The following is a 12606-nucleotide window of genomic DNA, read 5'->3' on the forward strand; positions in this document are numbered from 1 at the left end:
TTTCCGCTCGATTGTCGTTCAAGGTTTGGCGGGAAGTGATCGCCGAAGGTTGAAACTTGGAGAATTTTGGACAGGATCCCGGGTTGGCCGACAGTGTGGGGCCCGTGAGGCAGGGGGTCCGTCAGGGCCGTCGGTGGCACCGTCCACCAAGTCAGCCTAGAGGCAGCGCCGTTGTGTGTGAGGCATCCGGGGCAGAAATTAACGGCCGTGGTCAACCGTGGAGTCCGAGATTCTGCTTTCATCTGCGGTATGGATCCCCTGACCTCATCCGACCAGGCACTCCGCGCGAGCGAACAGCGCAGGCTACGGCTGCAGGTGCTCGGCCTCAACAGCGTGGAAGCGGAAGCCACCTTCGACCGGGTGGCCCGGCTCGCCGCGAGCTTCACCGGCTCCCCCCTGGCCATGGTGAACTTCATCAACGACGAGCGGCAGATGTTCCGCGGCATGTACATCCCGACCTCGTCCTCCGGCGAGAAGGTCGGCCCCGACAGCCCGGCCATCCCCTTCGACCTGAGCGAACTGTCCCGTGAGGCGCCGGGCGACTACGGCTTCTGTCCCCATGTGGTCGCCCAGGGGTCCCAGCTCGCCCTGGACGACGTGTTCGACTACCCCAGGTTCAAGGGCAACGCCCTCGTCAACGACCTGGGCGTCCGCTCGTACCTCGGCACCCCGCTGCGCGACAACACCGGCATGATCCTCGGCACGGTCTGCGTCGCCGACTTCGAACCCCGCCAGTGGGACCGCCGGCTGCGCGAGGCCATGCAGGAGCTCTCCGAGACCCTGCTCGCCGACTTCAAGCTGCGTGACAGCCTGCTCGCCCAGCAGCAGGAGCTGTTCGCGGTCTTCGACGGCGCCCCCTTCCCCATCATGCTCACCGAGGGGCCCAGCCACCTGCTGCGCTACGCCAACGGCAAGCAGGGCCAGGCCTTCGGCATGGTCCCGCAGTTCAGTCCGGGCCGGCTCGCCCTGCCCCACCTGGACGCCGTCGGCGTCTTCAACGCCATGGACGACGCCTTCCACAGCGGCCGCGCGGCCACCCTCTCCCGCGCGCACCTCGGCACGTACGACTACCCGCAGCCCCAGGAGTTCGACTTCCTGTGCACCCCCGTGCGCACCTCGCCGGGCGCGCCCATCAGCGGTGTGCTGACGGTCGCCATGAACGTCACCGGGCAGGCCTTCGCCGGCGCCGAGCAGCAGGCCTTCGCCGCGAACGTGCAGGAGCGGTTCGAGCGGCTCGGCGCGTTCCCGGGGCAGCGGCCGTAGCCGACGGTCCGGGCCCCGGGCTCTGCTTCCGGGCACCCGTCGGCGGACCGGGCATAAGGTGTGATGAAAATCACGCCGCCCGGTCCGGTCATCGATGGAGGAAACCGGCAGATGTAGGGGCCACTTACGAGCATTCTCGGCCAAGTTCCACGGCTCCGGAATCCGGACATCTGCCGCGAGACGTCCGGCATCCCGCACCTTCCGTGTCCTCGCGGTGTGGCTGGTGAACGACCTGTCACCGGACGGCCCGAGGACCTCCCAGGGCCGCTCGCCGGGCCGTCCCGGCCGCCGCACGGTCAGCGCGGGCTCTGCCGCATCTCCCTCGGGCTCACCCCGTAGCGCCGCCGGAAGGCCGTGCTGAGGGCGCTCGCGGAGGAGAAACCGGCGGAATAGGCCAGGTCCGTGATCGACTGGTGCTCGCACTCCGCGCAGAGCAACCGGTCCCGCACCAGCCGCAGCCGTTCCTCACGGATCAGCTCACGGGGCGTGGTGCCCGCCCGCTGCAGCGCCAGCTGGATCTGCCGCAGCGACCAGCCGAGGGCACGCGCCACCGTGGTCCCCGTGAGCCCCGGGTCGGCCACGTGCTCGCGCACGTACCGGCGCACCATCGCCTCCACCTCGCCCAGCTGCCCCGGCACGTCGGGGCGGTCGTCCCCGGCGGCCAGCATGCACACCAGCTCCACCACCCGGTCGGAGACAGCGTCGAACTCCGGGTCGGTCAGCCGCTCCCGCTCCTCGTGCAGACCGGTCAGCATCCCGCCCACGATCCGGCCCAGCCCCCTGGTCAGGTCCAGCCCCGCCGTCACCGGCGCCCGGCAGCCCAGCCGGCCGTTCACCTCACGGGCCGGAACGGTGAGGATGAACGCGTCGGTGGCTTCGCTCTGCAGACACTCGAACGGCGACGCGAAGGAGACCAGCGCCCCGGTGCCCGGCGTCAGCCGCGCCTCCTCGCCGTCCTGCCGCAGCACGATCTGCCCGCCCAGCGGCAGCAGCAGCCGGTAGTCCTCGTCCGGGTCCTGCCGCACCTGGTGCGGGGTCCGGCTGTACTCGATCTGGTCCGAGCGGTACTTGACCAGTTGGTAGGTCTCGGTGCGCTGCCGGACCGTCCACCCGCGGAAGTTCTCCGCGCGGGCGTATCGGAAGCCCATCCGGGAGTGGTACGTGCCGATGTGCTCCGTCCAGAAGTCGGCCCGCTCCCGCGGATCCAGCTCCTCGGTGTCCAGCGCCTCGACGGCATAGCTTCCCGCGGGCAACGCCACTCCTCCCGTTCATCGATCCCGACGGCTTCCTCGCGCTCTCATACGATTGCTGACCGCGAAAGCTTCAACTGGTGCATGATCAAAGGCGGATGGGATTGCGGTCGGGCCGTGGGGGCACCCTAGCGCGGCAGCCGATTCCCGTGCCGTGCGGCCGGTCGATCATGTGGAAGGGAAGGTCACACGCCCCCTCACACCCCTTGCGCCACGCGTGCGCCCCGTGACAACTTCCCTGCGCGCCACGGGAAGACCCGCCGGGGCCGCAGCACTAACGTCGGGCGCTCCGTCAACCCGCGTTCACCGTCCGGGACCTGAGGACGTTCCGGGACTTGAGGACGTAAGGACTCGTGGACTCTCATGACCGATCAGATACCGCAGGCGGTGACCTGGGGCCTGGCCGCGGCGCTGCTCGCCACCGCCGTGCTCCTGCTGCGCCAGCACGGGATCACCGCGCGGCAGCGCAGACGGAACGCCGACCTGGTCCGTGAGGTCCGGGCGCGTGAGGAGGAGCTGCGCCATCTGGTCTCGGTGCGGCTGCCCGCGCTCGCCGACCACCCAGGCCAGGACGTCCCCGTCATCGGACCGCGCGACGCCCGGATCGCCGCCACCGAGTACGGCCGGCACCTGGAGAGGGTCCTCGCCCTCTTCTCCGTCGCCGTCGACCACGCCCACGCCCGCGCCGACCGCTCCGCCAAGGCCGCCCTGCAGGCGTCGATGCGCTCCATCCAGGCCCTCGCCAACGAACAGCAGATCTCCATCGCCGAGATGCAGGACCGGCACGACGACCCCGACGTCCTGCGCGACCTGCTGGAGATCGACCACACCAACGCCCAGTTCGGCCGCCGCGCCCAGGCCATCGCCGTCCTGTGCGGATCGTGGCCGGGCCGCCAGCGCGCCACCTCCCCGCTCATCGACGTCGTCCGCGGCGCCACCTCCCGCATCCGTGACTACCGGCGGATCCGGGTCAACGGCCAGATCGACATCGCGGTCGAGAGCCGCGCCGTGGAACCCGTCGTCCTCGCCCTCGCCGAACTGCTCGACAACGCCGCCCGCCACTCCCAGCCCGACACCACCGTCGAGGTCACGGTGCAGACCGTGCACAACGGCGCCTGCGTCGTCATCGACGACGCCGGCGTCGGCATGGACGCCCAGGCCGTCGAGAGCGCCGGCCGGCTGCTCGACGGACACCGGACCGTCGACGTCACCCGCCTCGGCGACCCGCCCCGGTTCGGCTTCGCCGTCATCGGCGTCCTCGCCCAGCGCTACGGTTTCAGCGTCTCCGTGGACACCCGCTCCCCCTACGGTGGCGTCCGCGCCGTGGCGCTGCTGCCGGCCGCGCTCCTCACCCACCTGGAGCCCGACACCCCCGAGTTCCCGGCCCGCCCGGCGCCCTCGCCCGAGGACATCCCCCGCCGGGCGGTCACCGAGGGCATCACCGAGGGCGGCCTGCCCAAGCGCCGCCGCCGTACCCCCAGACGGCAGGTGGCCCTGGAGCCGGAACCCTTCGACGCCGAGGAGCCGCCCGGCCGTTCCCCCGAGGAGAACGCCCGCATCATGGGCGCCTTCGCCCGCGGCACCCGCTTCGGCCGGGCCGCCGGCCGCATCCTCGACGACGACGTCATCGCCCCCGAGCCCGCCACCCCCCACGACAACGAAGGGACCCCCCACGCATGAGCGAGCCCACGAACAACGACCTGGGCTGGATGCTCGACGACGTGCTGAAGGTGCCCGAGGCGCGGCACGCCATCCTGCTCTCCGCCGACGGCATGCTCCGCGCCCACTCCGCCGGCATCGACCGCGACGACGCCGAACGCCTCGCCGCCGGCCTCTCCGGTCTGCAGTCGATCAGCCGCAGCACCGCCGAGTTCTGCGGCCCGTCCACCAGCCCCTGGCGGCAGACCCTGATCGAGTTCGGGCACGGCTACGTCTTCCTCGTCGCCGCCGGCGAGGGCGCCTACCTCGCCGTCTCCACCGGCGTCGAGGTCGACATGGAGGCCGTCACCTACCGCATGCACAAACTCGTCGACCGGCTCGGCAAGGAGCTGTCCACCCCGGCCAGGCCGGCCACGGGCAGCCGGACATGACGCCCCGCCCCCGGCCCGGCGGGCGCCTGGTGCGCTCCTACGTCGTCACCGACGGACGCGCCCGCCCCACCCGCAACACCCTGGACCTGATCACCCTGCTGACCGCCGCCGACGACCTGCCGCCGACGGGGCTGACGCCGGAGAAGCGCCGGGTGACGGAGCTGTGCCGGCACGGCGCGCTCTCCCTGGGCGAGGTCGCCGGGCACCTCGGGCTGCCGGTCAGCGTCACCAAGGTGCTGGTCGCCGACCTCATGGACAGCGGCCACATCACCACCCGCGCCCCGTCCCCCGGGTCCAGCTACCCCGACGAGCAGGGGGAACACCCCCCGACCGCCCGGCGGTTCGACGCCGCCATCCTCCAGGAGGTCCTCGATGGGCTTCGCGCCCGCCTCTGACGACGTGTATCTGCGGCCGACCGTGCGGCGCGCGCTCAAACTGCTCGTCGTCGGACACTTCGCGGTCGGCAAGACCACGTTCGTCGGCACGCTCTCCGAGATACGGCCGCTGCGCACCGAGGAGGTACTGACACAGGCAGGCGCCCTCGTCGACGACCTCGCCGGCACCCGCGACAAAACCACCACCACGGTCGCGATGGACTTCGGACGCGTCACCCTCAACCCTTCCCTGGTCCTGTACCTGTTCGGCACCCCCGGACAGCAGCGCTTCACCCGGCTCTGGGAGGACATGACCCGCGGCGCCCTCGGCGCGCTCGTCCTCGCCGACACCCGCCGGCTGTCCCACTCCTTCGACGTCATGGGCACCCTGGAGGACCTGGGGCTGCCGTACGCCGTCGCCGTCAACGACTTCGACGGCGCCCCCGTGCACGACCTGGCCGAGGTGCGCGAGGCCCTCGACCTGCTGCCCGAGACCCCGCTCGTCCGGTGCGACGCCCGCGACCCGGACTCCTCCACCCGGGCGCTGATCGCGCTCGCCGAGTACCTGCTGAGCCGCGACGCCGCACTGGAGGACGCGTGACCCCGAAGACGCCGCCCGGCCCGCCCCCGGGCTGCCCGGCCCACGAACCCCTCTACGGCCCCGACTTCGCCGCCGACCCGGCCGCCGCCTACCGGCGGCTGCGCGCACACGGCCCCACCGCCCCCGTCGAACTCGCCCCCGGTGTCCGGGCCACCCTCGTCACCTCCTACGAGGCCGCCCTGCACGTGCTGCGCAGCACCGAGACGTTCTCCAAGGACCCGCGCCGCTGGAACGACCTCGCCGACGGCACCGTCCCCCCGGACAGCCCCGTCGTCCCGATGATGATGTACCGGCCCAACGCCCTGTTCACCGACGGGGAGGAGCACCGGCGGCTGCGGGGAGCCATCACCGACAGTCTCGCCCGCGTCGAGCCCCACACCCTGCGCGGCTACGTCGAGAGCAGCGCCGACACCCTCATCGACCGCTTCGCGCCCACCGGCAAGGCCGATCTGCTCGGCGAGTACGCGCAGGTCATCCCCCTGCTCGTCTTCAACCACCTCTTCGGCTGCCCCGCCGACCACGGGCTGAGGCTGGTCGAGGGCATGTCCGGGATCTTCGACGGAGTGGACGCCGAGCGGGCCAACGAACTCCTCACCACCACCCTGTTCGACCTGGTCCGGCTCAAGCGGCGCACCCCCGGCCCCGACGTCACCTCCTGGCTGCAGGCGCACCCGGCGGCGCTCACCGACGAGGAGATGGTGCACACCCTCGTCGTCCTGATGGGCGGCGGCACCGAGCCGCAGCAGAACCTGATCGCGGGTGCCCTGCGGCTGCTGCTGTCCGACGACCGCTTCGCGGGCGAACTGTCCGGCGGCAGCCTGCCCGTCGAGGACGCGCTCGACGAAGTGCTGTGGACCGACCCGCCGATGGCCAACTACGCGGTGCACTACCCGGTCCGGGACGTCGTGTACGAGGGCGCGGCGCTGCGCGCCGGGGACCCCGTGGTGGTCTCGCTGGCCGCCGCCAACACCGATCCCGCGCTGACGGGGGACCGGCGGGCGGGCAACCGGGCCCATCTGGCGTGGAGCGCCGGCCCGCACAACTGTCCCGCCCAGAGCGAGGCCCGGCTGATCGCCTCGGTCGCCGTGGAGAAGCTCCTCGACCGGCTGCCGGACCTCGAACTCGCCGTTCCGGTCGATCAGTTGGAGTGGCGCCCGGGGCCGTTCCACCGGGCGCTCACCGCCCTGCCGGTGACGTTCCCGCCGGCGCCGATCGCGGTGGCGGCGCGGGCGGCCTCCGTACCGCCCGCGCCGGAGGTGCCGCCCGCGGCGCGTGGGACGACGGGGCGCGAGGGTGCGGGGCCGAGGAACGGGTGGGCCCGGTTGCTGTCCTGGTGGCGGGGGGAGTAGGGGCGCCCAGGAGCGCGGATGCGGGGCGTGTCGGCGGGTGCGGTGGGTGGTTCGCGCCCACGCGGCGCAGCCGCACACGTCACCGCTCCGCGCCCCTGCAGGGAACGGGCCGGCGGCCCGCCCCTTCGTCCTGAGGAGCACGGGGCGTAGCCCCGGTCGCTGCTCAGGGGCGCGGGGAACTGCGCGACAAGCCCTCACGCACCCGCACCCGCACTCACGAGCGGCGGCGACGGACCCCCGCACGGGCGAACCGCGGTCCCCTCACCCCACCCGTACCGGCAACCTCCGGTGCCCGTTGGAGATGAACGACTCCACGTACCCCAGTTCGTCCCCCGCCGCCCCCAACCGCAGGGCCGGGAACCGCTCGAACAGCGCCGGGAGCGCGATGCGCGCCTCCATCCGCCCCAGCGGAGCGCCCAGGCAGAAGTGCACCCCGTGCCCGAACGCGAGGTGCTCCTTGTCGACGCGGGTGACGTCGAAGACGCCCGCGTCCTTCCCGTGCCGTTCGGGATCGCGGCCGGCGGCGGCGTACGCGGCGAGGATCGCCTCGCCCGTGCGGATCACCACGCCCTGCGGCCCGCCCAGCGCGGCGAGGTCCAGGTCCTCCACCGCGTACCGCAGCGGCAGGCTCGCCACCGGGGCCTCGTACCGCAGGGTCTCCTCGACCACGTCGTCCCAGGTCGCCCTCCCCTCACGGACGTGCGCGAGCTGCTCGGGGTGGGTGAGCAGGGAGTGCACGGCCTGGTCGAGGAGGTTCACCGTGGTCTCGTGGCCCGCGCTGATCATCAGCACCAGAGTGTCCAGCAGTTCCTGCTCGCTCAGCCGGGCGTCGTCCTCGTCGCGGGCCGTGATCAGCCCGGTGGTCAGGTCGTCGCCGGGGGTGGCCCGCTTCGCGGCGACGAGTTCGCCGAGGACGCCGTAGAGCCGCTCGTAGGCCGCGTTCATCTCGCCGGGGTCGGCGGAGGTGTCGAAGATGCGGTCCACCAGTTCCCGCAGCTCCGGAGCCCGCTCCTCGGGCAGCCCGAACAGCTCGCTGATCACCCGGATCGGCAGGGGGTAGCAGTACTCCTCCCGCAGGTCGACGCTCCCGCCGCCGCGCAGGCCCTCCTCGACCCGGTCGAGCAGTTCCGCGGTGATCTGCTCGATGCGCGGCCGCATCGCGGCCGTCCGGCGCGCGGTGAACGCCTTGGCGACCAGGGTCCGCAGCCGTTTGTGGTCGCCGCCGTACGCGGTGAACATGTTCTGCACGGCGACCCAGGTGAACAGCGGCCACTCCGGGGTGATCTCACCGGCCGCGAACCGGGGCCAGTGGCGCCGCGCGTCCTTCGACACGCGGGGGTCGGTGAGCAGTCGCTTGAGCAGTTCGGGGCTGCTGACCGCCCACGCCTCGACGGCGGGCGGCCCCGGCAGCACCACGCGGGTCGCCGGACCGTGCGCGCGGATCCGGGCGGCCTCGCCGTGGATGTCACGGCCGGACGCGTCAATCACTAACGGGCTGGGGTTGCCCATCGGGCCCTCCTGCGGTCGGGAAACTGTCACGGCGCACCGTGGAAACCCGGTCACGCTACGGCTCCGCGGTGTCGCGGGGCGAGTTCACCGGCGACGCGCTGCGTACGGGGGCAACTTCCCTGCGCGTTCCCGCAAGTCGGGTGCGGGGGCGGCTCCTAGGATCGGGCCCACCCCCCCCTGAAGAGCCGGTGAGTGCCATGACTGTCAGCTGGGCCCCGCGCTGGATGTGCACGTACAGCCCCGAGGTGCGTACGGTGCCCGCCGGGCGCTGGTGGAACGCGGTCCGGGTGCCGGTCGCCCTCGGTGTACCGGCGCTGACGGCCCTCGGGGACGCCACGGGAGCCGTCATCAAGGACGGCTTCGGCGGGATCATGTACTGGCTGGTGCCGCCCGGTGACGGGGCCGACTGGCGGATGGCGGGCGTCCAGGTCCTCGGGGCGGGCTGCCATGTGGCGGTCCCGCCCCTGCGCCGTACCTCGGGTCCCGGCCTCTACTGGCGGGTGCCGCTCTCGCACGACCGCTACTGGACCGACACGGCCCGCCTGGGTGCTGCCCTGACCTCGGCGGCGCAGTTCCCCGCGCCCCTCTAGGGCCAATACCGGTGGTTCAGGTTGTTTTCCGGGGCGGCCTTCGGCCGAGCTCGGGCGGCACGTCGACCGTGACCGATCTCCGCGACTCGGCCCGCAGGCCTGCGGGCCGTCGCTCCAGCGGCCACGACCGACGCCGTCGTGGTCGGCCTGGGCTGCGGAGGTGTTGCGCCGCGTGTCGGCCGTCGGCCGATCGGACGGGAAACCCGCAGGCAGGACGTGGTTCCGGCGAACTCGGCCGCTGCCGACCTGTTCGCCCGGGAGCGTGGGGGGCGAGGCGGGTCCTCGTCGTCAGGCCGCCACGGGACCGCCCGGGGGCATGGTCGTCCGGCAGCCGGCGAGGAGTCGGGCGACCATGGCCCGCGCGTGCTCACGGTCGTATCCCGGGCCCAGGACGCACAGGTTGCCGACCGCTCGCATCAGTGTGTACGCGGTGACGTCCGGGTCGAACTCGCCCCGGGCCGTCGCGGCGTCGAGGAGCGTGGCGCAGGCCGGGACCAGTGTGTCGAGCATCAAGGAGTGCAGGCTCTGCAGGCTGGGGTCCTCGGACTGGAGTGCCGCCCCCAGTCCGTGCTTCGTGACGAGGAACTCCACGAACGCGTCCATCCATCGCGACAGGGCTTCGCCCGGCCTCGGCGACCCGGCGAGATCGGCGGCGAGTCGCGCGCACTCGTCCACCTGGTGCCGGTAGACGGCGACGACCAGCTCCGCCCGGGTGGGGAAGTGGCGGTACACGGTGCCCAGGCCCACGCCGGCCCGGCCGGCGATGTCGCGGATGGGCGCCTGGACGCCTTGCTCGACGAACACCTGCGCCGCGGCCGCGAGCAGGGACTGGCGGGTGCGCTCGGCGCCCGCTGCTCTGGAGCCGGCCGATCGGGACAAGATCTCACCCCTGGTTCGCGGAACATTGTTCCGCTACTGTTGGCGGAACGTCGTTCCGTCAAGTATGCGGCACGCGCCTTTCCCACAGGAAGTCCGCACATGTTCACTCCCGCGCCATCCCGGACGAAGACCGTCGCGATCAAGCCCATCACCGTTCCCACCGGTGACCGGGCGGTGCCCCTGCAGGTCAAGGTGACCGCACCGGCCGGGGGCCGCGGCCTTGCGGTCATCGTGTTCTCCCACGGCAACGCGTGGTCGATGGACGGCTACGAGCCGCTGGTCGACCGCTGGGCCGCCGCCGGCTTCGTCGTCGTGCAGCCGACCCACCTGGACTCGCGCCGCAACGCCATAGGGTTCGACGATCCGCGCTTCGGCACCATCTGGCGCGTGCGCATCGATGACCTCCACGCGGTGCTGGACCACCTCGACGCCATCCTGGCCGAGGCAGGCGACCTGATCGACCGCGCCGACCGGACGAGCGTCGCCCTCGTCGGACACTCCTGGGGAGCCCAGACCGTCGGCACCCTGCTGGGCGCCCGCGTGTTCGACGCCCAGGGCACCGCGGGCGAGGACTTCTCCCACGGCGGAGCGAAGGCGGGCGTACTCATCGCGGCGACCGGCACGGGCGACTCGCTCACGCCGTTCGCCGTCGGGCACCTGCCCTTCATGAGGCCGGACTACTCCACCATGACCACGCCGGCGCTCGTCATCGCGGGCGACAAGGACCAGTCGAAGATGTCCACGCGGGGACCGGACTGGTTCCTCGACGCCTTCGACCTCAGTCCCGCCCCCAAGCGCCTCCTCGTCGTCCCCGGCGGAGAGCACACCCTGGGCGGCATCGCCGGGGAGGCCGTGAGCGAGACCACCGACACGGACGCCGACCGGGTCGCCCTCGTCGCCGACGCCGTCACCGCGTACCTCCTCGACGCCCTCGACCGCGACCCCGATGCGTGGTCCCGCTTCCGTGCCGACACCGAAGCCGTCGAGAAGGCGTCCTTCCAGCACAAGGACTGACCCGGCCCGGTGCTGCCCCTTCCCGGCCCGTCGCGCGCCGCACGGCGGCGGGCCGGGAGGCCTCTCGCACACGCCGCGCCGGTAATGCACCGAAGCCCGGCGGCCAAAGCCAGTTCGAACGTAGCGTCGTCCGCCCGAGGGGGAGACGGGACTTTCGAAACACGCCTCGGGAGGCGCGGGGTCGTCCAGAGGGGCGCGGGGCCGTCGTACCGCGCGGCCTACGCCCCGGCGGGCCGCTCCTGCTGGTGCGGTTGCCCGGCCCGGTCACGTGCGCGGTCCTTGCGGGTGCGCCGGGGTTCCTGGTCCGGCAGCCACCCGAAGGCGAGCGTGCTGCCGACGGCGCCCATCAGCAGGCCCACGATGAACCCGCCGATGTTGGACGTGAGCCAGGTGCCCAGGGAGAGCAGGATCCCGAGGATGGAGTAGAACAGGCGCTGGGACGGGTTGAAGACGATCAGCAGCCCGCACACGATCATCAGCGAGGGCAGCAGATAGCCCGCCAGGCCCTGCATTCCGATCTTCAGGATGACGGGGAGCGGTGCCTTCATGGTCACCAGGATCTCCACGCCGCCCAGGAACAGCAGCAGCCCGCCCGCGAAGGGCCGGTGTCCTCTCCACTCCCGGAACTCGCTCACTGCGGGCAGCCCTCGCTCTGGAATCGCATGTGCAGGTCGGGCAGCTTGAAGACGGCCGCGGTGGCGGCGTAGTTGTGCTGGTACAGGTCGGTGATGGTGACCGTGTCGGCCTGCTGGCCGTAGACACCGGGGGGACCCTGCTGTCCGACCTTGTCGAACGTGCTGGAGTCACGACCGATCTCGATGTTGTTGAACGAGGCGTCGCCGCTGATGTCGTCGGAGTCGATCGCCAGGTTCTTCACGCTCACCGGTGTGGACTTGTCGCCCGCGGTGAGGACGAGCTGGATGCCGCCGAGGTCGACGCTCTGGCACAGGTTGGTCAGCTTGCCGCTCTTGACGACCGAGGTCACGACGAGCACCTGGCCGCCGGTGTCGCCCTCGTTGGGGCTGTTCTCGATCATGTGGTCCAGCGCGCCGAACTGGGCGAAGCCCTCGCCTTCGAGCTTGTCGGCGGTGACGACGAACGGCATGCCGGAGATGGCGAACTGGACGCCCAGGGCGCCCTGCGCGGTGAGGATCATCAGACCGGCGGCGACCGCTGTGGCCGGCACCGCCATCACGGCGGCGCGCTTGAGGCGGACCCGCCCGCGTCTGCCGGATGTCTCGGGACCCTCGGGTCTTTCGTTGGTGGACGCCGTGGCGTCCGAGGACGAGGCCATGTGTGCTCCCTGGACCTTAAAGTCATTGCAGATGGGGCTTCGACGGCACGTTGTCCTGGCGCGGACAGCGGTTGCGGCGCATGCCTGAGCACACCTCCCGAGGGTGCAAGGGCTTACTTGCTACGCCGCAGTAGCCAATCCGGAAGTTACCGGTGGTTACATTCAGGGGTCAAGGCGCTTGTGGCAAAAGGATGTTGGTTGTGCCGCCCCTGTGAAAGGTGAACATCTCTCACCTTTGGTTATGTCCTTCCCCGGTCTTCCGCACCCCATGTCAGGGGACTTCTCCTGCCGCCCAACTTCCTTACGCTCCCTTGACGTTGGCTCTCGCCCAGGTCTACAACTCTCCCGGGTTCACCCCGACGGATCCGTGGCGCCGGATCCGACGCGCAGCGC

Annotated in this window: 13 protein-coding genes; 8 read left to right on the forward strand and 5 right to left on the reverse strand. The window is 71.8% G+C overall.

Annotated elements, in window-relative coordinates; genetic code table 11:
• The first annotated feature begins 249 nt into the window (after positions 1-249).
• Positions 250-1263 (forward strand): GAF domain-containing protein, encoded by a 1014-nt coding sequence (locus GSY65_RS29095; RefSeq protein ID WP_159774198.1) that lies wholly within the window; start codon positions 250-252, stop codon positions 1261-1263.
• 296 nt (positions 1264-1559) lie between these two features.
• On the opposite strand, the gene GSY65_RS29100 is transcribed toward GSY65_RS29095, so the two are convergent.
• Positions 1560-2516, reverse strand: a complete 957-nt coding sequence (locus GSY65_RS29100) for a helix-turn-helix domain-containing protein (protein ID WP_159774200.1) — start codon at positions 2514-2516, stop codon at positions 1560-1562.
• Positions 2517-2876: 360 nt separating this feature from the next.
• Here GSY65_RS29100 and GSY65_RS29105 point away from each other — a divergent pair, with 360 nt between their 5' ends.
• Genes GSY65_RS29105 through GSY65_RS29125 form a run of 5 tightly spaced genes read left to right on the forward strand, consistent with a single transcriptional unit; the run spans position 2877 to position 6927 of the window.
• A complete protein-coding gene (locus GSY65_RS29105; RefSeq protein WP_159774202.1) occupies positions 2877-4193 on the forward strand; it encodes an ATP-binding protein in 1317 nt (438 codons plus the stop codon).
• Positions 4190-4603 carry a roadblock/LC7 domain-containing protein gene (locus GSY65_RS29110; RefSeq protein ID WP_159774204.1) on the forward strand — a complete coding sequence of 138 codons (414 nt, stop codon included), beginning with the start codon at positions 4190-4192 and terminating at the stop codon, positions 4601-4603. The genes GSY65_RS29105 and GSY65_RS29110 overlap by 4 nt, the downstream gene beginning before the upstream one ends.
• Positions 4600-4998 carry a DUF742 domain-containing protein gene (locus GSY65_RS29115; protein WP_159774206.1) on the forward strand — a complete coding sequence of 133 codons (399 nt, stop codon included), beginning with the start codon at positions 4600-4602 and terminating at the stop codon, positions 4996-4998. The genes GSY65_RS29110 and GSY65_RS29115 overlap by 4 nt, the downstream gene beginning before the upstream one ends.
• Positions 4976-5578: a GTP-binding protein gene (locus GSY65_RS29120; protein ID WP_159774208.1), complete on the forward strand. Its 603-nt coding sequence runs from the start codon at positions 4976-4978 to the stop codon at positions 5576-5578. Before GSY65_RS29115 ends, GSY65_RS29120 begins: the two co-directional genes overlap by 23 nt.
• A complete protein-coding gene (locus tag GSY65_RS29125; RefSeq protein ID WP_159774210.1) occupies positions 5575-6927 on the forward strand; it encodes a cytochrome P450 in 1353 nt (450 codons plus the stop codon). Before GSY65_RS29120 ends, GSY65_RS29125 begins: the two co-directional genes overlap by 4 nt.
• A 261-nt stretch (positions 6928-7188) precedes the next feature.
• Here GSY65_RS29125 and GSY65_RS29130 read toward each other — a convergent pair whose 3' ends face one another.
• Positions 7189-8436: a cytochrome P450 family protein gene (locus GSY65_RS29130; protein WP_159774212.1), complete on the reverse strand. Its 1248-nt coding sequence runs from the start codon at positions 8434-8436 to the stop codon at positions 7189-7191.
• A 197-nt stretch (positions 8437-8633) separates the two neighbouring features.
• On the opposite strand from GSY65_RS29130, the gene GSY65_RS29135 reads away from it, so the two are divergent.
• Positions 8634-9026 carry a hypothetical protein gene (locus GSY65_RS29135; protein WP_201452704.1) on the forward strand — a complete coding sequence of 131 codons (393 nt, stop codon included), beginning with the start codon at positions 8634-8636 and terminating at the stop codon, positions 9024-9026.
• 288 nt (positions 9027-9314) lie between these two features.
• On the opposite strand, the gene GSY65_RS29140 is transcribed toward GSY65_RS29135, so the two are convergent.
• Positions 9315-9905 carry a TetR/AcrR family transcriptional regulator gene (locus GSY65_RS29140; protein ID WP_159774214.1) on the reverse strand — a complete coding sequence of 197 codons (591 nt, stop codon included), beginning with the start codon at positions 9903-9905 and terminating at the stop codon, positions 9315-9317.
• A gap of 99 nt (positions 9906-10004) precedes the next feature.
• Between GSY65_RS29140 and GSY65_RS29145 the strand changes: the two genes are divergently transcribed.
• Positions 10005-10919 carry an alpha/beta hydrolase family protein gene (locus GSY65_RS29145; RefSeq protein ID WP_159774216.1) on the forward strand — a complete coding sequence of 305 codons (915 nt, stop codon included), beginning with the start codon at positions 10005-10007 and terminating at the stop codon, positions 10917-10919.
• Between the two features lie 218 nt (positions 10920-11137).
• Here GSY65_RS29145 and GSY65_RS29150 read toward each other — a convergent pair whose 3' ends face one another.
• On the reverse strand, positions 11138-11554 hold the full coding sequence (locus GSY65_RS29150) for a DUF6114 domain-containing protein (RefSeq protein WP_201452705.1): 417 nt from the start codon (positions 11552-11554) through the stop codon (positions 11138-11140).
• Positions 11551-12213 (reverse strand): DUF6230 family protein, encoded by a 663-nt coding sequence (locus GSY65_RS29155; protein WP_159774218.1) that lies wholly within the window; start codon positions 12211-12213, stop codon positions 11551-11553. The genes GSY65_RS29150 and GSY65_RS29155 overlap by 4 nt, the downstream gene beginning before the upstream one ends.
• Positions 12214-12606 lie beyond the last annotated feature (393 nt).

Origin of the sequence: Streptomyces sp. HM190 (assembly GCF_009857135.1) — a bacterium.
Taxonomy (GTDB): Bacteria; Actinomycetota; Actinomycetes; order Streptomycetales; family Streptomycetaceae; genus Streptomyces; species Streptomyces heilongjiangensis.